This window comes from Microbacterium zouquanmingi (assembly GCF_052266675.1).
GTDB lineage: Bacteria > Actinomycetota > Actinomycetes > Actinomycetales > Microbacteriaceae > Microbacterium.
On sequence record NZ_JBQPRA010000003.1, the window covers coordinates 363,636 to 388,531 of the forward strand.

The window sequence follows — 24,896 nt, forward strand, 5'->3', positions numbered from 1 at the left end:
GGTGTTCTATGCGCGACGATCTGCGAGCGAGAGGAACTCCGCTCGAGATTCCGGATCCTCACGCAGCTGGCCGAGAAGAGTCGAGGTTCGCGTGCGAGAACCGGTTGCGTGCGCTCCGCGCAGCGTCATGCAGGAGTGCTCCGCTTCAATGACGACGCCCACGCCCTGCGGGCTGAGGTGATCTTGCAGCCACTGGGCGATCTGCTTCGTGAGTCGCTCCTGCGTCTGCGGGCGGCAAGCGAAGTGCTCAGCGACGCGTGCGAGCTTCGACAGCCCGACGATGCGCTCGCCGGGAAGATAGCCGATGGTGGCGCGACCGGTGAAGGGCAGCAGATGGTGCTCGCAGATCGATCGCACCGGAATGTCGCGCACGATGACCATCTCGTCGTAGCCCTCGTCGTTCGGGAAGGTCGTCAGATCGAATTCGCGCGGCGCGAGCAGCTCAGCCCACGCCCGAGCCATCCGCTGCGGCGTCGCGGCAAGATGGTCGGAGTCCAGCGACATGCCGAGGGCCCGCAGGAAGTCCCCTGCCGCGAGCTCTGCGCGAGCGAGATCCGGCTTGCTCATCTTGCTGCTGACGTGGAGAGGCGCGATTTCACGGGTGAGAACCGATTCAGACATTTCCGCCACCAATCTAAAAACTAGTTGATTTATTTTTAGAGTGGCACCAGGATGAGGTTTAGTCAAGGTAATCTGATTTTAGAAGGGATGGCGCGGATGAACTCGACTGACTACCAGAGAGATCTGGAAGATCTCGCGCTGCTCTCCGATGACGTCCGCCAGCGCCTGTACGACTTCATCGCACAGCACGGCGACAGTGTGACGCGTGAAGAGGTCGCCGCCGCAATCGGCATCACGCGCAGTCTCGCCGCCTATCACCTCGACAAACTCGCCTCCGTCGGCTTGCTCGATGTGACGTTCGCTCGTCCCGATGGGCGCACCGGACCCGGATCGGGACGACCGGCCAAACGCTACGCGCGAGGTCGCCGCGAGATCGCTGTGAACGTTCCGCCACGCAACTACAGCCTGCTGGCGAAGCTGCTGGCGACTGCCGCCGATGCGGCCCCGTCAAGCGAGTTCCGGGACGCCCTCGAGAGTGCATCCACGCAGGAGGGCATCGCACTGGGTGCGCAGACCGGTGACATCACAGCGGCGCTGAGCAGCGCCGGGTTCGAACCGGTGACCGCCGAAAACGACGACATCGTCTTGTGCAACTGCCCGTTCCACAGCGTCGTACAGGAGCACAGCAAGCTCGCCTGCAATCTCAACCACGCTTTCGTCCGGGGGGCGCTCGAAGGGGCCTACGCCGATCCGGACCGCGCAGAACTCTGCCCTGCCATCGGCCGTTGCTGCGTCGTCATTCACCCGGATCCCCGTCCGTGAGCGCGCACAGCTTCGCCGTCGTCCCGGCGGCATATGTCTACCTGCGCCGCGGCGGCGGCCGGAGCACGCGGAGCCGCAGAAGAACTGAGCATCACGATTCCCCAGGCAGCGCTCACGCCCCTCACCGTGATGCAGCGCACTGACGGAACCACGGCCGCGATCGAGCAGCGCGTGGACTGGTTCTTCACCGCATCCTCGTGGAGTGGCACGCCACGCATCATGGAGCCAGCCAAGTGTGCCGATATCGCCTGGTTCCCGCTGCGCGGGCTCCCCGACGCGATGCCGGCGTACGAGCGCGTCGTGTTGGATGCTCTCGCTCAGAGCACACTGCAGCCATTCACCAGCTACGGATTCTGAGGCCTCACCGCGTCAGCTCGGATCGGTTCATCCACGGCGAAACGACATCGGCGTCACACCTGGAACACCTCAGGCAGCGATGCGACGAACTCGTCGAAGTGGCTGTACCAGATGGTGTGCGCAGCGCCCGCAACGCTCCGCACATCGACCCCCTGTGCAGCAAAGCGCCGCGCATCGTCGTCCGTGACGTAAGAACTGGGAACTGCTCTTACGAGGATCGAGCCTGGCGCAGGCAGGTACGCCACATCATCGCCCGATGAGATCGACGCCGCGGTGACCGGATCGAACCGGTCCGCCGCATGCGCCTCCACCGCGGCATCCCGAGCGCTGTAGTACGGCCTCGATGCCATCAACCACGCAGGGTCACGGCGACGCTCGCGACCCTCGGCATACTGAGCAGCGAGGGCCTGACGATCGGCTCCGCCTGTGAAGGCGCACGTTGTGTCGGCGTAAACCGCCCGCTCGAGCGGCAAGCGATCCGCTGCCGCTGCGAGCACCGTTCCGCCATACGAGTGACCGATAGCGGTGATGTGCTGCCCCGGAGACAGCTGCTGCAAAGTCTCAACAACAGCGGCCGCTGCTGACTCCACGGTTCCTTCCGCGTCTCGCGGCGAATGACCGTGCCCTGGCAGATCAAGTGCGATGACCCGATAGTCCTGCCCAGCCAGAAGCGGCGCGATCCGCCACCAGCTTTCCGCAGATCCCATCAAACCGTGCAGGAGCACGATGGTGCGATCTCCGTACCCGGATTCGAGAGCGTTCAGCAGCATGCGTGCTCCGCGCGGTCAGGCCCCGGCGGCGGCGACGCTCGTCGTCATCACGAGAGTCTGCGGGTCGGGCAGCTCGAGCGTGACCGAGATCGAGTCGAATTCCGCCAGCGACGAGACGTGCGTGCCGCCGCAGAGCATCACGGCGTCACCCTCTGGAAGCGAGCACCGCCACCGGCGCCGATCGATGATCATCGGACCATCCGTCTCGATGACACTCGCGGAGCCCGCCGCCGCCCACACCGCCAGCTGTGCATTGATGCGCGCCTCGCGCTCGGCGAGAGTGGCCGTGAAAGCCTCCGTATCGAACCCGGCTTTGCGCAGGCTCTTGCCGAGGCGGTACTCGTCGACAGCACCGTCCTCGTGGATGCGGCTGGACTGGTTCGCCCGCCCCTCGAAGTCAGGATTGCCCAGTGCATCAGCACCAGCATCCTTGCGCCAGAGGTCCGCGACGGCAAGATCCAACGCGAGCGAGGCCAGATGGCACGCGCTGTGCCCACGGCTGAGCGCGTGGCGGCGAGATTCATCGACCTCGAGCTCCACAGTGACGCCTGCGGTGAGCCACACTGGTGCTTCCGCGGCATCGAGCCGGTGCCCGACGAGCCACGTCCACCCTTCGACGCCTCGTTTGACCGGGATGTCCTCACCGATCGCGAACGTGCCGTCATCGCCGACAGCGGCCATGACGGCCTCGGCCACCCGGACCGTATCGTCACCGAGACGGATCGTTCCGGCATCCCCCGGCTGATCCGGCCAGGTGTGGTCGACGGGATGGAACGGCGTGGCATCCACGACGACGACGGCATCACCGTCATCCGCATGAACACTCGATACGACGCCCTGTCCGCGAGTCTCACCGGCAGGGAACGTGACGACGGTCGCGGACATCAGGCGGTGATGACCTGTGCGGTGCCGAGCTGCGCGTCCGGCCCCATCTCAGCGGCGATCCGGTTCGCTTCCTCGATGAGGGTGGCGACGATATCCGCCTCGGGAACGGTCTTGATGACCTCGCCCTTGACGAAGATCTGGCCCTTGCCGTTTCCGGATGCCACACCGAGGTCCGCCTCGCGAGCCTCGCCGGGTCCGTTCACGACGCAGCCCATCACAGCAACGCGCAGCGGAACGGTGAGATCCTTCAGCCCCTCGGTGACGTTATCGGCAAGCGAGTACACGTCGACCTGTGCGCGGCCGCACGACGGGCACGACACGATCTCGAGTTTGCGCTCACGGAGGTTCAGCGACTGGAGGATCTGGTGACCGACCTTGACCTCTTCGGCCGGCGGCGCAGACAGCGAGACGCGAATGGTGTCTCCGATGCCTTCTGACAGCAGGATGCCGAAGGCGGTCGCTGACTTGATGGTGCCCTGGAAAGCGGGCCCCGCCTCGGTGACGCCGAGGTGCAGCGGCCAGTCGCCTCGCTCAGCGAGCTGTCGGTAGGCCTTGACCATGACGATCGGGTCGTTGTGCTTGACCGAGATCTTGAAGTCGTGGAAGTCGTGCTCTTCGAACAACGATGCTTCCCAGACCGCGCTCTCGACGAGTGCCTCGGCGGTGGCCTTGCCATGCTTCTGCAGGATGCGCTTGTCAAGGGATCCCGCGTTGACCCCGATGCGCAGTGAGACGCCAGCGGCCTTTGCTGCAGCCGCGATCTTGCCGACGTTTCCGTCGAACTCGCGGATGTTGCCCGGATTCACACGCACAGCGCCGCATCCCGCATCGATAGCGGTGTAGATGTAGCGAGGCTGGAAGTGAATGTCGGCGATCACCGGAATCTGGCTCTTCATCGCGATGATCTTCAGAGCATCGGCATCGTCCTGGTGAGGCACGGCGACGCGAACGATCTCGCAGCCAGACGCCGTCAACTCGGCGATCTGCTGCAGAGTCGCATTGATGTCCGTGGTCTTGGTCGTGGTCATCGACTGGACGCTCACGGGGGCGTTACCGCCGACCAGCACCTTGCCGACCCGGATCTGACGGGTCTTGCGACGAGGACTCAGAACTTCGGGGACGCGCGGCATCCCAAGATTGACTGCAGGCACACATCCAGATTACGCGGCTCTGATCCACGACGGCTGGAAGTGGCACGGGCGGCACGTCGCACTGTGATAGTTTCAGCGCATGCGCACAACCTCGTGGTGGCCCGCCTTCTAGGCGGTGCATTCGCGATCCACGAATTCAGACCGCCTCCGGGGCGGTCTTTTCGTATGCCCGAGCCGGAGCATTTGCACAGGAGACATCGATGACGGACACCGCAGCCCTGCTCGCCGCTCTGGCAGAGGATGCCGACGCATCATTCGTGCTGATCGCACGGGACGGCACTGACAGCGTCGAACTGCTCACCGGCCCGACCCAGGACGTCGACCTGCTCGCCGATATCCCTCTCGTGGTCGACGGTTCCGCTCAGGAAGTGTTCGCGATGGTGCCGTACCGCCAGGTGCGCGAGCGCGGGTTCGAAGCCACCGATGACGGCGCGCCGCTGCGCTGCCTCGTGGTCGAAGAGCATCGCCACCTGGCGCTCGATGACGTCATCGCGGCGCTTCCTGCTGACCCAGTGCCCCTCGAAGACGCCGGCTTCGACATCAGTGACGAAGACTATGCCGAGATCGTCACGCGAGTCATCTCCGACGAGATCGGACGCGGCGAAGGCGCCAACTTCGTCATCCGTCGCGACTACACCGCCACCATCGACGCCGACGAGCGTCTGACCGCCCTGACCTGGTTCCGGGCTCTGCTCGAACACGAGCGCGGCGCATACTGGACCTTCGCCGTCGTCACCCCCGGTCACATCGCGGTCGGCGCCAGCCCCGAGGCGCACGTCGTCGCACGTGACGGCATCGTCACGATGAATCCGATCTCGGGCACCTTCCGTCACCCCGCAGGCGGGGCCACGAAAGAGACGCTCGTGGAGTTCCTCTCCTCCACGAAAGAGACCGAAGAACTCTTCATGGTCGTCGACGAAGAGCTCAAGATGATGAGCGCGGTCTGCTCGGACGGCGGTCGCATCACCGGCCCGCATCTGAAGCAGATGTCTCGCCTCACCCACACCGAGTACATGCTGAGTGGCCGCAGCCGCCTCGATCCGCGCGACATCCTCCGCGAGACGATGTTCGCTCCCACCGTCACCGGCTCGCCGATGCAGAACGCCTGTTCGGTCATCCGCCGCCACGAGACGACACCACGTGGCTACTACTCCGGTGTCGCCGCGCTGTTCACCCCGAATGAAGACGACGGTCACGACCTCGATGCGCCGATCCTGATCCGCACGGTGTACCTCGAGAACGGCCAGCTGCGTGTGCCGGTTGGAGCGACCCTCGTGCGTCACTCCGATCCCTACGGCGAGGTCGGCGAGACCCACGGCAAGGCCGCAGGAGTGCTCGGCGCCATCGGCGCCATCGAGCGCGATACCGCATCCGCACAGCCGGTCGATGCCGCAGACCCCGACCAACCGGCGACGCCTACGAACCTCGCAGATGATGCTGAGGTCGCAGAGCTGCTCGCATCGCGCAATTCGCGTCTGGCAGAGTTCTGGCTCAACCCGCAGGATGACGGAGCGAGCGGGCCGTTCGCCGGTCGCACCGCACTCGTCGTCGACGCGGAGGACCGCTTCACGACGATGCTCGCCCACCAGCTGCACCACCTCGGTCTCGACGTGAAGATCATGCCGTGGCACGCAGCCACGGACGCAGACATCGATGCTGCAGAACTGCTCGTATCGGGGCCTGGCCCCGGCGACCCGCGCGACGGCGAATCACCGCGCATCGCACGCATGCGCGAGATCGTCGCACGCCGACTCGACCGCCACGAGCCTCTGCTGGCAGTATGCCTGAGCCATCAGATCCTCGCGGATTCGCTCGGTATCGACCTGGCTCCGCTGAGCAGCCCGCACCAGGGTCTGCAGAAGAGCGTTCCTGTCTTCGGCAAGGATGCCTCGATCGGCTTCTACAACACCTTCACCGCTCGGGTTGCCCCTGGAACCGTGACGGCGGGTGCGGCTGCGGTGTCGGCAGATCCCGCCACAGGCGACGTCTACGCGCTGCGCGGCGAGCGCTTCGCGAGCGTGCAGGGACACCTCGAGTCGATCCTCTCGCGCGACGGCATCCGCACTCTCGAGCGTCTGACCGCACACGCGCTCGCGTAGAACGCGGCCAGCCGCGCGGAGCACACCTACTGAAGCAGATCGATCGGGTTCACGACATCCGCGATCATCAGCAGCGCGCCCATCGCGATGAGCAGCACGGCGACGACGATGGTCAGCGGGACGAGCCTGGTCGCATCCACGGGCGGCGGAGGCGGGCGACGGAACAGCTTCGCCCACGCACGGCGGATGCCGTCCCACAGCGCGACCACGACATGACCGCCGTCCAGCGGCAGCAGCGGGATCAGGTTGAACACGAACAGTGCGATGTTCAACGATCCGAGCAGGCTCAGCAAGAAGATAAACCGGTTCAGGATCGGAGCATCCGTTGCCGCCACCTCACCGGCGAGGCGTCCGACACCCACGACGCTGAGCGGGCCATCCGGATCACGCTCGCTGCCGGTGACGACTGAGGCGCCGATGTTCCACAGCTTCACCGGAAGCTGCACGATCAGCTCCGCGACCCGCGCGACGTTCTCGCCTGCCATGACAGCCCCTGTCCCGATCGACTGCGGGACGAACCCCATCTGGGCGCTCATGCCGACGTAACCCACTTCGGCGACGATCTGCTCTCCGTCTTCATCGACCTTCGGCTGACCACCGGCATCGGTCAGCGCGCGCTCGGCAGCGATCGGGGTGATCGACAGGTGCACGTCCTCACCGTCACGCGAGACGACCATGTCGAGTGTGTCTCCAGGAGAGGCCTGCACGATCGCCGTGGCAGCAGCGAAATCCGATACGGGCACCCCATCGACCGAGACAAGAACATCGCCAGGCAGGACACCTGCTTCAGCGGCGGGTGAGGCGCGGTCACCGGGCTCGCATTCGGACTGCGTCGTACCGGCAGGCAGCACGCACTCAGTGACACCGGCGATCGTCGTCGTCCCCTGCTGCAGACCGATGCCGGATGCCAGGACGGTGAAGATCACCACCGCAAGGATGAGATTCATCACGGGGCCGCCGAGCATGACGATGACGCGCTTGAACACAGGAAGGCGGTAGAATACACGCTCTTCCGCCCCCTCAGCGATCGTCTCGTCATTCGCCGAGCGAGCGTCCTGGACGAGGGATGCGAAAAGTCCTCGCACAGGTCTGCCATCGGATGCGGGATACATCCCCGACATCGAGATGAACCCACCGACCGGCAGGGCTTTGATGCCGTATTCGGTCTCGCCGATCCGCTTGGACCACACGCGCGGCCCGAAACCGATCATGTACTGCCCCACGCGCACGCCGAACAGCTTCGCGGGCACGAGATGCCCGATCTCATGCAATCCGATCGAGAGGCCGAGCCCGATCAGCATGAAGACGATGCCGATGACGTAGAGGAGGATTTCCACGCCCCCACGCTACTGCGCGCGGACTAGGAATCTGCCGCATAAACTGAGACCGTGACTTCTCGGCAGCTGCGACTGGTTCGCGGCGCCGCTGCGTCATCGATCGCGACCATCATCGCCGCAGTCTCACACACCATCGGCGGCGGAACAGCACCTCACCCGCTCCTGATCGTTGCGCTGAGCGTGTTCATCACCCCGATCGCCGCACTGCTGATCGGAAGCCGCCCGAGCCTTGTTCGCCTCGGTGCGACCGTGCTGCTGTCACAGACGGTGTTCCACACGCTCTTCGTCGCGCTGAACGCAACCGTCACGCCCACGATCGCAGGACACAACCACGTGCTCGCACTCGGGCCCGTCACAGCCACAGTCGCCCCAGATGCCGGGATGCTCGGCGCACACGTCATCGCTGCCGTCTTCACGATCGTCCTCCTGTGGCGCGGCGAGAGCATTCTGCGCGCCATCGCTCGATGGGTGCGCAGCGCACTGCGCGCACGCGTGCCTCATCTGCAGGCCACCTGGCCGGCGCCGGCGTCCATCGCGGTCACCGCTCGCACGATCATCAAGGCCATCCGAGTCGGAGACCTCTCCCGACGCGGTCCACCGGTCTTCTCCCGCGGCTGAACTGCCGCATACGTATCGATCATTCCCGCGGCTGCGCGTCTCATCGTCGCGCCCGCATGCAGAACACTCTGCAATACGTTCCAGGAGAAGAACATGCTCAAAACACATCGTGGCGCCCTCATCGCCGCTCTCGCCGCAGGCCTCGTGCTCGCAGCCCCTGCCGCCGCACAAGCGCACGTCGGTGTCAGTCCGGACTCCATAGCGTCAGAAGGCTCCGCAGTCCTCACGTTCTCGTTCACCCACGGATGCGAGAACTCGCCCACCACGGCCCTGCGCATCACCATGCCCGACGGGCTCACCTCGGTCTCCCCCACGGCAGACTCGCTATGGGACATCGCCATCGAACGAGCAGACAATGGTCTCGTCTCTGCGGTGACCTACACCGCGGCAACGCCCGTTGCGCATGATCTGCGCGGAGCGGTGACGATGGCCGTCGGGCTCGGTGAGGATGCTCCCGACACTCTCGTGTTCCCCGTCGAGCAGAAGTGCGAGACAGGGACGAACGAGTGGGTCCAGATCGCAGAAGATGGCGAGGATCCGCACGATCTCGAGGCGCCTGCACCGGTCGTGACCGTCGGCACCTCTGCGATCGAGGGCTCGGATGCCGGCCACGCTGACCACGCCGACCACGGGACGAGCACCGAAGAGACCCGCGCATCCGGAGCATCCGACCCACTGCCCGCAATCGGGATCGCTCTCGGATCAGCCGGTCTCGTCGCCGGAATCGTCGCCCTCGTGATCGCTGTCCGCACCTCACGGCGCGAACGAAGCGGCACGGCGGACTAGCATCACCCTGGGCGCGCCGAGCGTTTCACTCGGCGCGCCCCGCAGACCGCGCGTGCGATCATTGAAGGGTCATGTCTACTCAGCCCAGCCTTCCTCCTGTGCTCCGTCCGATCGCTCCGCCACAGCGGGCTCTGACGGACCTCGCCGCTCGATTCGGCACTGCTACCCGCGGTGAGATCGACGGCGTGATTCTGACCGGAATCACCCTCGCCACTGCAGATCTCCGCGCGGGCGAAGTCTTCGTCGCCATCCGCGGTGTCAATCAGCACGGCGCGGCCTTCGCTCCCACCGCTGCAGAGAAGGGCGCTGTCGCGATCATCACCGACGCCGAAGGCGCTGACATCGCCGCGAACGTCGGACTCCCGATCGTGATCGTCGATGACCCTCGTGGTGTGCTCGGCGTGCTCAGCGCGTGGGTGTACGGCACCGGTGCCGACGATGATCTGCCGCTGCTCTTCGCCACCACGGGCACCAACGGCAAGACGAGCGTGACGCACCTGCTCGAGGGAATCCTCACTCAGATCGGCGTGGTCTCCGGGCTCTCTTCGACGGCTGAGCGCCACATCGCCGGCGACACGATCATCTCGCGGCTCACCACACCCGAGGCATCCGAGACGCACGCTCTGCTCGCCCTCATGCGCGAGCGCAATGTCGAGGCAGTAGCTGTCGAAGTGAGCGCCCAGGCACTGTCACGCAGACGCGTGGACGGAATCGTCTTCGATGTCGCCGGCTTCACCAACCTCTCGCACGACCATCTCGATGATTACGCCGACATGGAGGAGTACTTCGAAGCGAAGCTCCCCCTGTTCCGCCCTGACCGGGCACGTCGCGGCGTCATCTCACTCGATTCGGCCTCCGGCGCTGATGTCGTCACCGCTGCCGAGATCCCGGTGGTGACGGTGGGCACGCCCGCCATCGCCGCAGACGCGGACGCCGCGGCTCGAGCGGACTGGGTCGTCACGATCGATGAGGAGCGCCAGCGCGGTACTCGCTTCACGATGTCGGGCCCAGGCGGGCGCTCGCTGACCACAGTGGTGCCGGTGATCGGTCCGCACATGGCGGCCAACGCGGCACTCGCGATCGTCATGCTGCTCGAAGGCGGATACACCTGGGAGCGCATCACCGAAGTGCTAACTGGCGACGGGCGCATCATGGCGTACCTGCCAGGACGCACCGAGCTGGTCTCGGGCGAACACGGTCCCGCAGTGTACGTCGACTTCGGCCACACTCCTGACGCCTTCGTGAAGACGCTCGCTGCTGTGCGCCGGGTCACCCCTGGACGCACGCTGATGCTGTTCGGCGCCGATGGCGACCGTGATGCGACCAAGCGCCTGGATATGGGGCGCACTGCCGTGGAAGGCAGTGACATTCTTGTGATCACTGACCACCACCCGCGCTTCGAAGATCCGACCTCGATCCGCGCCACGCTCATCGCCGGCGCGCGTGACGTGCAGCCGGATGCTGAGATTCACGAGTTCTCCCCACCCGAGAAGGCGATCGTCGCCGCCGTCGGCATGGTCGGCGAGGGCGATGCGATCCTGTGGGCTGGTCCAGGCCACCAGGACTACCGCGACATCCGCGGCGTTCGCACACCTTATTCGGCGCGCGAACTCGCCCGCCGGGCGCTGCGCGATGCCGGGTGGCCGGTGCCCGACCCGCACTGGCCCGTCCCCTACGAGGACTGAATCACGCCGGCTGAATCACACCGGCGCGATCAGGCCGTCAGCGGTACGACGCGCCCAGTCCTCAGCATCCGTCAATGACTCGATCGTCAACGTGCCGGGCGCATCGTGCGCGTCGACGACGCGGGCGATCGTGTCAACGATTCCGAGGAACGGCAGCCGGCCCTCGTGGAACGCTTCGACAGCCTGCTCGTTGGCTGCGTTGAAGACTGCGGGGAAAGTGCCACCCGCCCGGCCGACGCTCTTGGCGAGGGCGACCGCGGGAAAGGCTTCGTCGTCGAGCGGCTCGAAGTCCCAGCTCGAGGCCTGGGTCCAGTCCAGGGGGCGTCCGACGCCTCCGATGCGGTGCGGCCAGTCCAGCGCGAGCGAGATCGGCAGTCGCATGTCGGGCGGTGATGCCTGGGCGATCGTTGACCCGTCGATGAACTCGACCATGGAGTGCACGATCGACTGCGGGTGGACCACGACCTGGATGTCGTCGTAGTCGACATCGAAGAGCAGGTGGGCCTCGATCACCTCGAGGCCTTTGTTCACCAGAGTGGCCGAGTTCGTCGTGACCACACGCCCCATGTCCCACGTCGGATGCGCGAGCGCCTCCGCAGGTGTGACGTTCTGCATCTGATCGCGCCTGCGGCCTCGGAAGGGCCCTCCGGATGCCGTCACGACGAGTCGTCGGATCTCGTCAGGAGTCCCTGAGCGCAGCGCCTGAGCGAGCGCGGAGTGCTCGGAGTCGACAGGGACGATCTGACCTTCGGATGCTGCCGAAGTCACCAGCTCGCCACCGACGATGAGTGATTCCTTGTTCGCGAGCGCAAGCGTGCGTCCGGCCTTCAGCGCGGCAAGCGTCGACCCGAGCCCGATCGATCCGGTGATCGCATTGAGCACGACGTCGGCCTCGACATCGCGGACGAGTTGCTCGGCCTGCTCAGCGCCCAGCGCCGTGTGCTCGACCTGGAACTGCTGGGCCTGATCGGCCAGGAGCTCCGAGTTGCTGCCCGCGGCGACTCCGACGAGTTCGAACCGCCGTGGATTAGCACGGATCACATCCAGCGCCTGCGTGCCGATGGAACCTGTGGAGCCGAGGACGATGATGCGACGCATACCGCCAGCCTAAGCCCAGCGTGAAGTGCTAGCCGGCGGCGACAGCCGGATGCATCGTGGCGAGGATGTCGATCACGAAGACCAGTGTCTTGCCGGCGAGCTCGTGATCGCTGGAGCCCTCTTCGCCGTAGCCGAGGGCCGGAGGAATGACGACGAGCACCTGCGAGCCGGCCTTCTGTCCTGCGAGTGCCTGAACGAACCCGGGGACGTAGGTGTTGCCCTGGATCGAGATCGGTTCGCCGTTCGCCCATGAGGAGTCGAAGCTCTCTCCGGTCGCCCAGTCGACGCCGTAGTACTGCAGCAACGTCGTGTCTCCGTCTTCGACGGGGATTCCGTCGCCCTCTTTGAGAACCGTGATCTGCAGCTCGGTCGGCGCATCGCCGTCCGGGATCTCGAGGCTCGGTTCACCGTCGTCAGCCAGTGTGACCTTCGGCATCCCCTCGGTCGGTGCCTGGTCCTTGCCCCATGCGGCAGAAGGAACGACATCGAGGACGTCGAGAACGTAGTACTGAGCGGCGGCAGCATCCGTCGTGGGGAACACGACCGACAGGCGCGAGCCCACCGTGGCGCAACCGATCAGCTGCCCCATCGGCACGTCTGCCGTCAACTGCGCAGGAAGCAGCTCACCCGCGGCGTAACCGGCGTCTCCCAGACGTTCACCGGAGTCGCCATCGAATGCGCTCAGGGCGTAGCTGACGTAATCCCCATCGCCGATGGCCTTGCCGTCGCCCTCGTCGAGCACGGTGCGCTGCGCCTCTTCGACCTTCTGGCCGAGTTCGAATTCCGCTGTGGATGCCGTCCCGAAATCGCCGTCGACGGTGACGCCGTCGGAAGCCGCACCTGATGCGACTGTCGCCGAGCAGAGGTCAGTGGCTGCGCCATCGGTGCTGTCGCCGGTCTCACCGGCCGTCCCCGAGCACCCGGCCAACAGCAGGGTGGCAGCGGTGAGTGTGGACAGGGCCAGGAGCGAGCGTGTGCGCACAGTGATACCTCTGATCGGAAGCGGGAACCTCTCGATTCTGCCGTACGCGCCTTTGCTCCGGCTGAATGAGGCGGTCGGCGCGCGTCCCGGAGTCTCGCCCCATTCCCGGAGAGGAATAGAACCAGGGGTAGCCTGATCGGATGACCTCTGCGCTGTCCGACACCCCTGAGTCGACTCCTGAGGCACGTTCGGAAGACTCCAGCGAGGCCGCATCCTCAGGCGCATCCCCTCGCCATGCCGGTGCGGCATACGCACTCGGCCGCGCGATCATCGCTCCGCTGGCCCGGCTCATCTACCGGCCGAAGGTCGAGGGGCGCGAGAACGTCCCCACCGACGGACCCGTGATCTTCGCCAGCAATCACCTGTCATTCATCGACTCGATCGCCATCCCCGTCGCGGCCCCGCGCCCTGTACATTTCCTCGCGAAGTCGTCGTACTTCGAAGGGACGGGATTCGCCGGAGCGCTCAAGCGCACCTTCTTCACCTCGATCGGCGCGATTCCCGTGCGCCGAGGAGCAGGTCAGGCGGCGTTGGATGCGCTGGACCAGCAGCGGCAGCTCCTCGACGAGGGTCTCACCGTGGCGCTGTACCCCGAGGGCACGCGATCGACCGACGGGCGGCTCTACAAGGGCCGCACCGGGGTGGCGTTCCTCGCGCTGCAGACCGGAGCACGCGTTGTTCCTGTCGGTCTCATCGGCACAGACAAGGTCATGCCCAAGGGCGCCAAGATCCCCTCGATGAAAGAGCGGGCCACCGTGCGCTTCGGGAAACCGATCGATGTCTCCGTGCACGGTCCTGCCACGAGCGGTAAGGCACGGCGTCTGGCAACGGACGAGATCATGGCCGGCATTCACGCGCTCAGCGGTCAGGAGCTGGCAGGCGTCTACAACGAGCCACCCGCACACGGCGCCATCGAGAAGATCAAACAGGCACTTCCGCACGAGCGCCGCTAGTCCTCATCTCGCGGTGACGGTCGCTTCATGGCGTACCGGGAAGTTCACCGAGTTCGCGATGAAGCACATCCGATGCGCATCTTCATGTGCGCTCTTGGCCGCCTCGATCATGGATGCATCGGCGACAACGACCTCTGGCCGCAGCAGCACGTCGGTGAACGCCCCACCGCTTCTGCCATCCTCGGTCATCACACCAGTCGCGTGATCCCGGTAGGACACCACGACGACGCCCGCCGTCACGCACGCATGCAGATAGGACAGCAGGTGGCACTCGGCCAGCGCTCCGAGCAGCATGTCCTCCGGGTTCCACCGCGACGGATCCCCACGGAACGGCTTGTCGGCGGAGGCCGGCAGATCCGGCTTTCCGTCAACGGCGAGAGTGACGTCCCTGGCGTACTCCCGGTACCCGCTCGTGCCGGTTCCCAGGTCACCAGTCCAGGTTGCTGTGAGCGCGTATTCGTGTTCGCCGAGACCCATAGGGCAAGTCTGACAGAGATAGGCTTGTCTGGTGCTGGAGACTCTCACTGTCGCGGATGCTGTAGAACTCGCTGTTGTCGAACGGAGCGGCTTCGTCGAATCCCGACACTCAGGAGCCGCGATCGTCCTCTCCTCCGAGGGCGAAGTCGTCCGCAGACTCGGTAACCCCGACGCGCTCTTCCTCCCCCGCTCCAGCTTGAAGCCGCTGCAGGCGATCGCGTGCATCACCGCAGGCGCTGAACTCGCAGGCGAGCAGCTTGCCATGGCCACCGCGAGCCATTCGGGTACGGACCGGCATGCCGATGTCGTGCGTGATGTGCTGACGGCCGGTGGGTTGACAGAAGATGCCCTCGCCTGTCCCCCGGCCTGGCCCGTCGACACCTCGACCCGCGATGAACTGGTGCGCGAGCACGGGCAGCCCACGCGGATTCGGATGAACTGCTCCGGAAAGCACGCAGCCATGCTGCGCGCCTGCATCGCGTCCGGCTGGCCGACCGACGGCTATCTCGAACCGTCGCATCCGCTACAGCTGCACATCCGCGAGGTCGTCGAGCGGCTGACCGGAGAGAAGATCGCACACACGTCGATCGACGGTTGCGGCGCCCCAGTGCATGCCCTCACGCTCGCAGGGCTCGCACGGAGCATTCATCGCATCGGCACTGCCTCCGAGCGGTCGCCCTTCGCTCTGCATCGCGTGGCGGGCACTCTGGTGCGTGCGGTCAAGGAGAATCCGTGGACGATCGAGGGCCCTGGCAAGCCAGACACTCTCGCCATTGAGACGCTCGGCGTCTTCGCGAAGGGCGGAGCCGAGGGCATCATGGTCATGGTCGCACCCAACGGAGTCACCGTTGCTCTCAAGATGCTCGACGGCGCAGCCCGTGCCTCGACGATCGTCGCTGCGACCTTGCTCGCACGCGCAGGCGCACTCAGCGAAGCGGATGTCGCGGCGCTGACTCAAACGCTTCCTCTCGCCGTCCTCGGCGGGGGGAACGACGTCGGGATGATCCGTCCCGGCGCCGGAATCTGATGCCCTGACCCCGGGGCCGCATGCTCCCTCGATGATGAGGGCAGAGAGGAGATCACGATGAGGATCAGTGTCCCCAGCGAGATCAAGAACAACGAATACCGCGTCGCGCTGACACCGGCTGGTGTGCACGATCTGGTTACTGCAGGCCATGAGGTGTTCGTGCAAGAAGGCGCGGGTATCGCCTCCTCTATGCCGGATGCCGAGTACGCCGACGCTGGCGCTACGCTGCTCAGCGATGCCGTGGAGGTCTGGGCACGTGCCGAGCTGCTCCTCAAGGTCAAGGAACCCGTCGCGAGCGAGTACGCGTACTTCCGTGATGACCTCGTGCTCTTCACTTATCTGCATCTCGCGGCGGATCGGCCGCTGACGGAGAGCCTCATCGCCAGTGGAATCACCGCGATCGCATACGAGACCGTTCAGCTCGAGAACGGCAGCCTTCCACTGCTGGCCCCGATGAGCGAGGTCGCAGGCCGACTCGCACCGCTCGTCGGCGCGAATACGCTGATGCGATCGAACGGTGGTCTCGGACTGCTGATGTCGGGGGTGCCGGGAACCCGACCCGCGACCGTCACCGTGATCGGTGGCGGTGTGGCGGGAGCGAACGCCGCAGTCGTCGCCAGCGGCATGGGCGCGGACGTCACTGTCTTCGATACGAACATCCCCCGTCTGCGGATGCTTGATGATCACTTCGCCGGGCGAGTGAAGACCGCAGCATCCAACCCTCTGGACCTGCGCCGAGCCGTGCTGGGCTCGGATCTCGTCATCGGCTCGGTGCTCATTCCCGGTGCGCGCGCACCCAAACTCGTCACGAACGAGATGGTCGCGCAGATGCGCCCTGGCAGCGTTCTGGTCGATATCGCCGTCGACCAGGGCGGATGCTTCGAGGACACGCATCCCACCACCCACGCCGACCCCACGTTCGCCGTGCACGACACGGTGTTCTACTGCGTGGCCAACATGCCCGGCGCAGTGCCGAATACCTCGACCTCAGCGCTCACCAATGCCACGCTGCCGTATGTGCGGAGGATCGCAGCTCAGGGATGGCGCACGGCCCTCAGCACTGACACGGCGTTCTCCGGCGGCCTGAACGTCGCTGCCGGAGCCGTGATCAACGAGGGCGTCGCGGTGGCCCACGGAATGAGCAGGGCGACGCTCGAGTCCGTCCTCTGACGCCAGCGCCATCACCGCACCGCGATCGGGTCCAGGGAGGCGATGACGACGCGACGCGGCGCGCTGCCGTCATGGATGCTCCAAGCCCTCCCCCTGTGCGTCTCCGAATAGGGCGGGATCTCCCGGCATCCAGCGAGCGAACGCAGCTCAGCCGCGCACTCAGCGAGCACCAGCATCTCGCCGTTGCTTCTGATGCGCTGCCACAGCGTCCACTGGCGCTGCCAGCTCTCTGCGTCTCCGACAAGGATGCTTCGCGTCAGAGCTGAGTTCTCAGGAAGCCTGTCGCCCAGCGCGATCACCTCGTGCCCGGGGTGCGCTGCGGACAGTTCCTCCGCGATGCGGCGCACCCCAGGGGCCACGACTCCCACGAGATCCGAGCGTGGTTCCCACATGGGTGCCCCAGCCACCGTGGCTGCGCGAAGCGATGACTCCGTCCATGCGATCTGGATCTCCGTCCCGTCGACGCGCGCACGGCCCGCAGGGCGGTCACGATGGTATCCGTCGTTGTCTCCGCCGGCGGCCAGATGTTCGAGCTTGGTTCCAGTGCGCAGCAGCATACGCACCGGAAGGGCTTCGAGCACTCTCGCGATCTGCCCTGACACGCGTCCAGTCGTGATCACGACGGTTCGGCGTCGTGCCGCAGCAGAGCGGACCAGCTTATCCAACCGTTCCAGAAGAAGCTGACCGTGTTCCACGGGGAACGAGCCGACCAGCTGGTCGAGATCGTCGCAGAGCACGAGTTCCGCTCCGGCAGCATCTGCGCCGTCGAGAGCAGCGATCACGTCCCAGGCCTGTTCGGGGTCAGCAGGAATCAGCACCGCATCGGGACGCTGTGCTGCAAGAACCCGCAGCATGCTCGAGCGACCAGAGCCGCTCCCCCCGACGACGGCGATCCCGCGATCGACGCCCGGATGCAGGACGAACGGTGTCTGGGTCTGCCGCTCTGGCTCGTCTGACAGTCCCACCAGCAGAGTGCTTTCGCCACCGGAACCAGCATGCGCCGCGAGGAGCTCAAGGGGAAGCTGTCGCGGAAGCGGCGGCAGCCACGGACTCGTCGGCCGCTCAGCATCCCTCCACCGGGAGCCGGCTGTGCGGAGATCACCTGCACCGGTCAGTGCGATGCGCACGGCGGCGGGCTCAGAGTCCTGCGGCCGTCGCACGAAAGCCATCCCGCGCGAACCCGCCCCTCCGGGGAGCTCAGCGGCATCATCGGAGCCGATGACCAGTCGGCTGTCAGCGGCATCTGTGACGCGAAGACTCACCCTCAGCGGGCAGTTCGCCGCGAGGGCGTCGCGGATCACCCCCGCCGCGCGCTGGGTGCCGAGGATCAGATGCATGCCGAGCGCTCTGCCGCGGGCGGCGATGTCAGTGAACACGACGCCAAGATCCGGATGCTCCTGCAGAAGGGCTGCGAATTCGTCGACGACGATGACCAGGCGACCGAGCTCGCCGCTCGCCTCGGCGATGTTCCGGGCGCCAAGCTCCGCCAGCACGGCTTCGCGCCGCCTCAGCTCTGCCGTCAGACTCTCCACCCCGCGCCTGGCGCCCTCCTCGTCGAGATCAGTCATGACTGCCGACACGTGCGGCAGATCGCGCAGCGGATCGAAAGCCGTGCCGCCCTTGAAATCGGCGAGCACGAACGCCACGTGCACCGGGCTGTGCGCGAGCGCCATGGCAGTGATCCAGGTCACCAGGAGCTCGCTCTTGCCAGACCCGGTCATTCCGGTGACGATCGCGTGCGGCCCGTCCTCGACGAGATCGAGGATGACATCCTTGCTCTCCGTCCGGCCGATGACAGCTTCGAGCCCATGACGCTTCTCGTCTTGTCCGGCAAGCTCCCCCAGTGCGACGACGTCCGGCAGCTGCGCGATCTCGCCCTCCCGCTCGGCAGCTGACGCGGCGATCGCCACTGCTTGAGACCTGGACAGACACTCGACCTCGATATCCGCCGATTCCGCCGTCGTGCGCAGACGCGCGCGCATGGGGTCGGCGCAATCGATCACGGTGGTGATCCCTTCCGGGACTTCGCCGTCTGACGAGCGCAGGCGAATCTGCGCGATGCCATCGTCAGCGTCACCATCACCGATGACGACTGCCACTCGCAGCGCCCCGCGTCTGTGCCGTCCCGCGTGCGGAAAGCCGTTCAGGCCCAGCGCCTCGAGGCCTCCTCCGCACAACGCCAACTGCGAAGGCGAGTGGCGCAGACACAGCTGCACGATCAACGCGCGCGCCGCAGCTGCAATGACCGGCAGTGGGCCGCGAAAGCACACGCCCCGCCCGAGAGGCGCGAGCACAGGAGCATCCGTCACTTGCGATGCCTTCTCTCGAAATCCCCTGGCTCCATCGCTGTCATCCCCAGTCACGCGCAGACTGCTGCGGCGAGCACCGGAACCGATCACGATCTGGGTGGTCTCATCAATCGCTCGCAGATCCCGCAGCGGTGGATCCTGCACGCATGACGCGGCATCCGGATGCGCGGACCGCAACTCGCGTCGCTCACGACGATGTCGCCGGCTGAGTTCTTGTTCAACGCGGCGCCAGCCTTGCGCCTGCTCTTCAGACGCCGCGCGACGCGCGCGGCGTCTGCTTCGGATGCCGTCGAGCAGCGACGCCCCGATCATCAGCGGACCGAGAGCGGCGAAGCACAGCGAGAAGATCGAACCGGTGATCAACCACAGCACGACGCCTGCAGCGATCGGCACGACCGCAGCAAGGACAGGGATGGGTTGGCGCCTAGGCTCTTCGGGTGCGACGGGCAGCGTCAGTGGTTCGAGATCCATCCCCCTATTGGATGGTACAAACACTCAGCGGGAGCGACTATCCCCAGCGGATCGCGCGAACTGTCAGGACTCGTCTGATGTGGAGGAAGAGTCGGTGATCGTGGGGATCGACACCGTATCGGCCACTGCCTCATCGAAACCGCCGGTGCGCGCGACCGTGACGACGATGAGCGTGACGTTGTCGCGGCCACCGTTCTCGAGTGCCGCAGCGAGCATCGCGTCGACTGCCTCTGCGGGGTCGCTCTTCTCACGAAGAAAATGCTGAATACCGTAGTCGGTGAGCTCTTTGGTGAGGCCGTCCGAACAGATCACGAACTTGTCCCCGTCGAAGACCTCGATGCCGAGATAGTCAGGGGGCGTGAGCTCGCTCGCACCCACGGCGCGAGTGATCACGTTGCTGTACGGGTGGCTCTCTGCTTCTTCTGGGCTCAACCGACCAGAGCTGATCAGCTCCTGCACGACGGAGTGATCGGTGGTCACCTGGACGAGGCGCTGTTGACGCAACAGGTACACGCGTGAGTCGCCGATGTTGAGCGAGACCCAACGCGGTTCCCCATCGACGATCTCGAAGAGTACGCCTGTGAGCGTGGTGCCCGTACCCTCATCGGTGGTCTCGGGGTGAGATGCGATGTCCGCGACCGCGCGCTCAAGTGCGTCTTCGATCGCGCCAGTGGTCACCTCGCCCGAATCGACGACTTCCTTCAGCCGTTCGATGGTGCTCTGGCTCGCGATCTCTCCGCCGGCGTGCCCACCCATCCCGTCTGCGACGACGAACAAGGGGAACTCCGCAAGGAGAGCATCCTGATTGTTGTCGCGCCGACGCCCGGTGTCGGTTGCACCGGCCCACGTCAGAATGATCTCATCCTGATCGGTGACGGCGACGCTGTGGGTCTGCGCGGCGGCGCGGGACATGTCCATCCCTCTACGCTAGCGGAGCCACGGCACATGAACGACGAAGGACCCTCGATTTCTCGAGGGTCCTTCGTCATGATTCACGCGGGAGGCTGGTTCGGATCCGCCGGACGTGCAGGCGGAGCCGGGGGTGCAGCCGGAGGCGGCGTAGTCGGCGGGGTCACCGGTGCAGCCGGAGCAGCCGGAGGCACAGACGGTGCAGCCGGAGGCGTCGCCGGAGCTGCCGGAGGCTGGTAGCCAGGGGCAGGCTGCTGCGGGTAGCCGGGCTGACCGGCCTGCTGCGGGTAGCCAGGCTGCTGCGGTGCCGCGTAACCCTGCGGTGCGCCGTAACCGGGTGCGGCCGCAGCAGACGACTGCGCGGGAATGCCATCCCAGACGGTGCGATCCGCGAAGAAGCTGTTACCGGCCCACGGGGCGGGCGCAACCTGCGAGTTCCAGCGCGACTTGTTGAAAGCCATGATGCCGAGCCACACGATCGACAGGAAGATGTAAAGGACGACCCATGCGCCTTCCTTCTGCAGCTTCTGGCCCACACGGTATGCAGCCATGACCAGGACGACACTACCGGCAAGGCTCAGCAGGCCAGCGAAGATGTTGAGGATCGGGATCCACGACAGCACGATCGCTCCACCGAACGAGTAGAGGATCAACCAGGGCGACAAGTCGCCGAGCTTGGTGAAGATCATGCTGTTGTAGATGGGGATCCACGCGCGCCACTTGCCCTGGACTCCAGCCTTTTCGAAGACCTTCATCATGAACACAGATGACACGACATAGGCGGCGATCCCGAAGATGAACCCCACCGCGATGAACGCGAAGAGCGCCGCGACCGCAGCACCTGTGTCGTAATAGTAGTTATCCATTTACCCCTCCATGGAATGAACGACGCATTCTCGCATCGCGTGACAAACACTAGCGTGCCAGAGAACCACCGCAACTACTACACGCGGTTGGCGTCAGGACGCGACAACAAGGTTGACGATTCCTGGCTGCACGTCCGCACGGAGCTCGATCCCGCGCACGGAAGCCCACTTCGTCAATGACTCAAGGGTGCTCACTCGCGGCCTCTCCTCCGCCAAAGCCCGAACCAGCTCGCCCTTTGCCTTCTTGTTGAAGTGGTTGAGAGCACGCCCCTGCTCCGTCACAACGCGTACGTAGACCGAGGAAACGGATGCCGGAATCGGTCCAAGTGCGACATAGGCCTCACTCCTAAGGTCGACGATGAATCGCGGCTGTTCCCGTGCTATCGCAGCTGTGACGCTCTGCGCCCAGTGACGTCGCAGCGGCGCGACACCGGGAAGCGCAGCCGCGGCCGCAAGGCGGTACGACGGAATCTCGTCCAGCGCACCCACCGGTCCGAACGGCGCTGAATGCACCCACACGTGATGCCCCAGCCAACGTCTGGATGCCGCGTCCAGAGACACGGCATCCAACGCGTCGTACAGTACTCCGGTATAACGGTCGACAGCGGGCATCGTCGGGGCCACACGCAGTGTCCTGTTGTGCTCGATCTCGCCGAGCTGCCGGTCGCTGAGCTTGAGCACACGCTGCGAAAGAGCGGCGTCACCAGCCATCGCCACAAGTGCGCTGACAACCTGCTCCCGCTCCGGGGCGAGCGCCGGAAGGCTGAGCGAGTCGAGATCCAGCACGGTGCCGGAGCCACCGGGGTTTTTGGTCTCAGATGGAGGGAGGAGGATCTTCATTCATACCTCGTCGCGCGAGAACGCGCCCGCCCACCATCGCAATCGATGGTTGACGAGCGCGTCTTCGAGAGTTGACTCAGGCGATGAGCGCCGCGTTACCCGCGACGATCGTCAGCGTACTGCCCTCCATCGAGAGGAAGCCGTCCTGAGCGTTCGCGAGCACTTTCGTGCCATCGAGCTTCGTGATGCGGACCTCTCCCTCGGCGAGGATCGCCAGGATCGGTTCGTGACCGCTCATGATGCCGATCTCGCCCTCGACGGTCTTGGCGACAACGAGCGACGCCTCTCCCGTCCAGACCTCCGCGTCCGCGGAGACAAGGCTGACCTGCAATGCCATGATCAGCCGTTCTCCTTCTGGATCTGCGCCCACTTCTCTTCGACGTCGCCGATGCCACCGACGTTGAAGAAGGCCTGCTCGGCCACGTGGTCAAACTCGCCCTTGGCGATCGCGTCGAACGACTCGATGGTCTCCTTGAGCGGAACCGTCGAACCCTCAACACCGGTGAACTTCTTCGCCATATAGGTGTTCTGCGAGAGGAACTGCTGGATGCGACGCGCACGTGACACGACGATCTTGTCCTCTTCGGAGAGCTCGTCGACACCGAGGATCGCAATGATCTCCTGCAGTTCCTTGTTCTTCTGAAGGATCTGCTTGACCGTGGTCGCCACGCGGTAGTGGTCCTCGCCCAAGTAACGGGGATCCATGATGCGCGACGTCGAGGTCAGCGGGTCGATAGCGGGATACAGACCCTTCGACGCGATCTCACGGCTGAGCTCGGTCGTCGCGTCAAGGTGCGCGAAGGTCGTTGCCGGCGCCGGGTCGGTGTAGTCATCGGCAGGCACGTAGATCGCCTGCAGCGAGGTGATCGAGTGTCCACGCGTCGAGGTGATGCGCTCCTGGAGCACACCCATCTCGTCGGCGAGGTTCGGCTGGTAACCCACGGCAGAAGGCATACGGCCCAGAAGCGTGGAAACCTCGGAACCTGCCTGCGTGAAGCGGAAGATGTTGTCGATGAACAGCAGCACATCCTGCTTCTGCACGTCACGGAAGTACTCCGCCATCGTCAGAGCAGACAGCGCGACGCGCAGACGCGTTCCCGGCGGCTCATCCATCTGGCCGAAAACGAGGGCGGTCTTGTCGAAGACGCCCGCCTCTTCCATCTCAGCGATCAGGTCGTTGCCCTCACGCGTACGCTCACCGACACCGGCGAACACGGACACACCACCGTGGTCCTGGGCAACACGCTGGATCATTTCCTGGATGAGGACCGTCTTACCGACACCTGCACCACCGAACAGACCGATCTTTCCACCCAGCACGTAGGGGGTCAGAAGGTCGATCGACTTGATGCCGGTCTCGAACATCTGGGTCTTCGACTCGAGCTGGTCGAAGTTAGGAGCCTGGCGGTGAATCGGCCAACGCTCGGTGATCTCGATCTGCTCGCCGGGCTCTGCGTTGAGAACCTCGCCGATGACGTTGAAAACTCGGCCCTTGGTGACGTTTCCGACGGGAACCGAGATGGCTTCACCGGTATCGCGCACTTCCTGGCCGCGGACCATGCCGTCCGTCGGCTTCAGGGAGATCGCGCGAACGAGGTCATCGCCGAGGTGCTGAGCAACCTCGAGGGTGATCTCGGTCTTCTCTTCGCCGATCGTGATCGTCGTCTTCAGGGCGTTGTAGATGTCTGGAAGCGAGTCGTGCGGGAACTCGATGTCGACGACCGGGCCCGTGACGCGTGCGACGCGCCCGACGACCGCGGTCCCAGCCTCAGCTGTGGCGGTGGGGGTCATATCTTCGTCTCTTTCTTGATGGTCTATTTGCTCGACGAGAGGGCGTCGGCGCCGCCGACGATCTCAGCGATCTGCTGCGTGATCTCCGCCTGACGCGCGTTGTTGCGAAGGCGGGTGTAATCGGTGATGAGCTTGTCAGCGTTGTCGCTCGCCGACTTCATAGCCTTCTGCGTCGCGGCCTGCTTCGCGGCGGACGACTGCAGCAGTGCGTTGAAGATGCGGCTCTGCAGGTACACCGGCAGAATCGCGTCAAGCACGGTCTCAGCGTCAGGCTCGAACTCGTAGAGCGGGTAAACCGCGCCGGAGTTCTCGGCCGTTGCATCGCTCTCGACGATCTCGAGCGGCAGCAGTCGCACTGTTTCGGGCTCCTGCGTCATCATGCTGACGAACCGGTTGTAGACGAGGTGAAGCTCGTCCACTCCGCCGTCTTCAGAATCGCGGTTGAAGGCCTCGAGCAGTGTTGCCGAGATCTCCTCTGCGGTCTTGAAGTGCGGCGTATCGGTGTCTCCGATCCATTCCGCAGCCGACGCGATGCCTCGGAACTGGAAATACCCGACAGCCTTGCGGCCGACGAGGTAGTAGACCGGTTCACTGCCCTGCGAGCGGATGAGCTCACCGAGTTCCATCGCCTCGCGAAGAATCTGCGAGTTGAAGGCACCGGCGAGACCGCGGTCGGAGGAGAAGACCACGACGGCTGACCGACGGATCGTCTCTGGCTCACGCGTGAGCGGGTGGTCGACGTTGGAGTGCGTCGCAACAGCCGACACGGCCTGCGTCACAGCTCGCGCGAAGGGCGACGACGCGCGCACGCGCGCCATCGCCTTCTGAATGCGCGAAGCCGCGATGAGCTCCATCGCCTTCGTGATCTTCTTGGTCGTCTGAGCAGAAGAAATCTTCTGCTTGTAGACCCTGAGTTGAGCGCCCATATTTCA

General features: G+C 65.2%; 24 protein-coding genes. 9 read left to right on the top strand and 15 right to left on the bottom strand.

Annotation, left to right across the window (positions count from 1 at the left end):
- Positions 1 to 6: 6 nt before the first annotated feature.
- Positions 7 to 621, bottom strand: a complete 615-nt coding sequence (folE, locus tag ACTU6V_RS09215; RefSeq protein ID WP_443475459.1) for a GTP cyclohydrolase I FolE — start codon at positions 619 to 621, stop codon at positions 7 to 9.
- Between the two features lie 96 nt (positions 622 to 717).
- On the opposite strand from folE, the gene ACTU6V_RS09220 reads away from it, so the two are divergent.
- Both ACTU6V_RS09220 and ACTU6V_RS09225 read left to right on the top strand, forming a co-directional pair.
- Positions 718 to 1,383 (top strand): helix-turn-helix transcriptional regulator, encoded by a 666-nt coding sequence (locus tag ACTU6V_RS09220; protein ID WP_443475460.1) that lies wholly within the window; start codon positions 718 to 720, stop codon positions 1,381 to 1,383.
- A gap of 33 nt (positions 1,384 to 1,416) precedes the next feature.
- On the top strand, positions 1,417 to 1,740 hold the full coding sequence (locus ACTU6V_RS09225; protein ID WP_443475461.1) for an NUDIX hydrolase: 324 nt from the start codon (positions 1,417 to 1,419) through the stop codon (positions 1,738 to 1,740).
- Positions 1,741 to 1,793: 53 nt separating this feature from the next.
- On the opposite strand, the gene ACTU6V_RS09230 is transcribed toward ACTU6V_RS09225, so the two are convergent.
- The 3 genes from ACTU6V_RS09230 to ispG are packed head-to-tail and all read right to left on the bottom strand — an operon-like array spanning position 1,794 to position 4,546.
- Positions 1,794 to 2,510: an alpha/beta fold hydrolase gene (locus ACTU6V_RS09230; protein WP_443475462.1), complete on the bottom strand. Its 717-nt coding sequence runs from the start codon at positions 2,508 to 2,510 to the stop codon at positions 1,794 to 1,796.
- Positions 2,511 to 2,525: 15 nt separating this feature from the next.
- Complete coding sequence (locus tag ACTU6V_RS09235) at positions 2,526 to 3,395, bottom strand: alanyl-tRNA editing protein (RefSeq protein ID WP_443475463.1); 870 nt, start codon at positions 3,393 to 3,395, stop codon at positions 2,526 to 2,528.
- Positions 3,395 to 4,546 carry a flavodoxin-dependent (E)-4-hydroxy-3-methylbut-2-enyl-diphosphate synthase gene (ispG, locus tag ACTU6V_RS09240; RefSeq protein ID WP_443468048.1) on the bottom strand — a complete coding sequence of 384 codons (1,152 nt, stop codon included), beginning with the start codon at positions 4,544 to 4,546 and terminating at the stop codon, positions 3,395 to 3,397. Before ispG ends, ACTU6V_RS09235 begins: the two co-directional genes overlap by 1 nt.
- 200 nt (positions 4,547 to 4,746) lie before the next feature.
- Between ispG and ACTU6V_RS09245 the strand changes: the two genes are divergently transcribed.
- Positions 4,747 to 6,645, top strand: a complete 1,899-nt coding sequence (locus tag ACTU6V_RS09245; protein ID WP_443475464.1) for an anthranilate synthase family protein — start codon at positions 4,747 to 4,749, stop codon at positions 6,643 to 6,645.
- A 26-nt stretch (positions 6,646 to 6,671) separates the two neighbouring features.
- On the opposite strand, the gene ACTU6V_RS09250 is transcribed toward ACTU6V_RS09245, so the two are convergent.
- Positions 6,672 to 7,982 carry a M50 family metallopeptidase gene (locus tag ACTU6V_RS09250; protein ID WP_443475465.1) on the bottom strand — a complete coding sequence of 437 codons (1,311 nt, stop codon included), beginning with the start codon at positions 7,980 to 7,982 and terminating at the stop codon, positions 6,672 to 6,674.
- A 51-nt stretch (positions 7,983 to 8,033) separates the two neighbouring features.
- Here ACTU6V_RS09250 and ACTU6V_RS09255 point away from each other — a divergent pair, with 51 nt between their 5' ends.
- From ACTU6V_RS09255 to ACTU6V_RS09265, 3 genes are all read left to right on the top strand, one after another.
- Positions 8,034 to 8,600, top strand: a complete 567-nt coding sequence (locus tag ACTU6V_RS09255) for a hypothetical protein (RefSeq protein WP_443468045.1) — start codon at positions 8,034 to 8,036, stop codon at positions 8,598 to 8,600.
- Between the two features lie 93 nt (positions 8,601 to 8,693).
- Positions 8,694 to 9,386, top strand: a complete 693-nt coding sequence (locus tag ACTU6V_RS09260; RefSeq protein WP_443475466.1) for a YcnI family protein — start codon at positions 8,694 to 8,696, stop codon at positions 9,384 to 9,386.
- A 71-nt stretch (positions 9,387 to 9,457) separates the two neighbouring features.
- Positions 9,458 to 11,071 (top strand): Mur ligase family protein, encoded by a 1,614-nt coding sequence (locus ACTU6V_RS09265; protein WP_443475467.1) that lies wholly within the window; start codon positions 9,458 to 9,460, stop codon positions 11,069 to 11,071.
- A 15-nt stretch (positions 11,072 to 11,086) separates the two neighbouring features.
- Here the strand turns inward: ACTU6V_RS09265 and dxr are convergent, their stop codons facing one another.
- Both dxr and ACTU6V_RS09275 read right to left on the bottom strand, forming a co-directional pair.
- Positions 11,087 to 12,169, bottom strand: coding sequence for a 1-deoxy-D-xylulose-5-phosphate reductoisomerase (gene dxr / locus ACTU6V_RS09270; protein ID WP_443468042.1), 1,083 nt, complete (start codon positions 12,167 to 12,169; stop codon positions 11,087 to 11,089).
- A gap of 28 nt (positions 12,170 to 12,197) precedes the next feature.
- Positions 12,198 to 13,151, bottom strand: coding sequence for an FKBP-type peptidyl-prolyl cis-trans isomerase (locus ACTU6V_RS09275; protein WP_443468041.1), 954 nt, complete (start codon positions 13,149 to 13,151; stop codon positions 12,198 to 12,200).
- A 140-nt stretch (positions 13,152 to 13,291) separates the two neighbouring features.
- On the opposite strand from ACTU6V_RS09275, the gene ACTU6V_RS09280 reads away from it, so the two are divergent.
- Entirely contained in the window at positions 13,292 to 14,104 is an 813-nt protein-coding gene (locus ACTU6V_RS09280; RefSeq protein WP_443475468.1) for a lysophospholipid acyltransferase family protein, read from the top strand.
- A 3-nt stretch (positions 14,105 to 14,107) separates the two neighbouring features.
- On the opposite strand, the gene ACTU6V_RS09285 is transcribed toward ACTU6V_RS09280, so the two are convergent.
- Positions 14,108 to 14,581 (bottom strand): OsmC family protein, encoded by a 474-nt coding sequence (locus tag ACTU6V_RS09285; protein ID WP_443475469.1) that lies wholly within the window; start codon positions 14,579 to 14,581, stop codon positions 14,108 to 14,110.
- Between the two features lie 31 nt (positions 14,582 to 14,612).
- On the opposite strand from ACTU6V_RS09285, the gene ACTU6V_RS09290 reads away from it, so the two are divergent.
- Both ACTU6V_RS09290 and ald read left to right on the top strand, forming a co-directional pair.
- The gene (locus ACTU6V_RS09290; protein WP_443468038.1) at positions 14,613 to 15,608 is read left to right on the top strand and encodes an asparaginase; all 996 of its coding nucleotides are present in this window, start codon (positions 14,613 to 14,615) and stop codon (positions 15,606 to 15,608) included.
- A gap of 57 nt (positions 15,609 to 15,665) precedes the next feature.
- A complete protein-coding gene (ald, locus tag ACTU6V_RS09295; RefSeq protein WP_443468037.1) occupies positions 15,666 to 16,778 on the top strand; it encodes an alanine dehydrogenase in 1,113 nt (370 codons plus the stop codon).
- Positions 16,779 to 16,789: 11 nt separating this feature from the next.
- On the opposite strand, the gene ACTU6V_RS09300 is transcribed toward ald, so the two are convergent.
- From ACTU6V_RS09300 to ACTU6V_RS09330, 7 genes are all read right to left on the bottom strand, one after another.
- A complete protein-coding gene (locus tag ACTU6V_RS09300; protein WP_443475470.1) occupies positions 16,790 to 19,558 on the bottom strand; it encodes an FtsK/SpoIIIE domain-containing protein in 2,769 nt (922 codons plus the stop codon).
- A 63-nt stretch (positions 19,559 to 19,621) separates the two neighbouring features.
- A complete protein-coding gene (locus ACTU6V_RS09305) occupies positions 19,622 to 20,470 on the bottom strand; it encodes a PP2C family protein-serine/threonine phosphatase (protein WP_443468427.1) in 849 nt (282 codons plus the stop codon).
- A gap of 80 nt (positions 20,471 to 20,550) precedes the next feature.
- Positions 20,551 to 21,333: a large exoprotein gene (locus tag ACTU6V_RS09310; RefSeq protein WP_443475471.1), complete on the bottom strand. Its 783-nt coding sequence runs from the start codon at positions 21,331 to 21,333 to the stop codon at positions 20,551 to 20,553.
- A gap of 93 nt (positions 21,334 to 21,426) precedes the next feature.
- On the bottom strand, positions 21,427 to 22,173 hold the full coding sequence (locus tag ACTU6V_RS09315) for a YaaA family protein (protein WP_443468034.1): 747 nt from the start codon (positions 22,171 to 22,173) through the stop codon (positions 21,427 to 21,429).
- 76 nt (positions 22,174 to 22,249) lie between these two features.
- A complete protein-coding gene (locus ACTU6V_RS09320; RefSeq protein WP_417508418.1) occupies positions 22,250 to 22,510 on the bottom strand; it encodes a F0F1 ATP synthase subunit epsilon in 261 nt (86 codons plus the stop codon).
- A gap of 2 nt (positions 22,511 to 22,512) precedes the next feature.
- Positions 22,513 to 23,964 (bottom strand): F0F1 ATP synthase subunit beta, encoded by a 1,452-nt coding sequence (gene atpD, locus ACTU6V_RS09325; RefSeq protein ID WP_443468033.1) that lies wholly within the window; start codon positions 23,962 to 23,964, stop codon positions 22,513 to 22,515.
- Positions 23,965 to 23,987: 23 nt separating this feature from the next.
- Positions 23,988 to 24,890 carry a F0F1 ATP synthase subunit gamma gene (locus tag ACTU6V_RS09330; protein ID WP_443468032.1) on the bottom strand — a complete coding sequence of 301 codons (903 nt, stop codon included), beginning with the start codon at positions 24,888 to 24,890 and terminating at the stop codon, positions 23,988 to 23,990.
- Positions 24,891 to 24,896 lie beyond the last annotated feature (6 nt).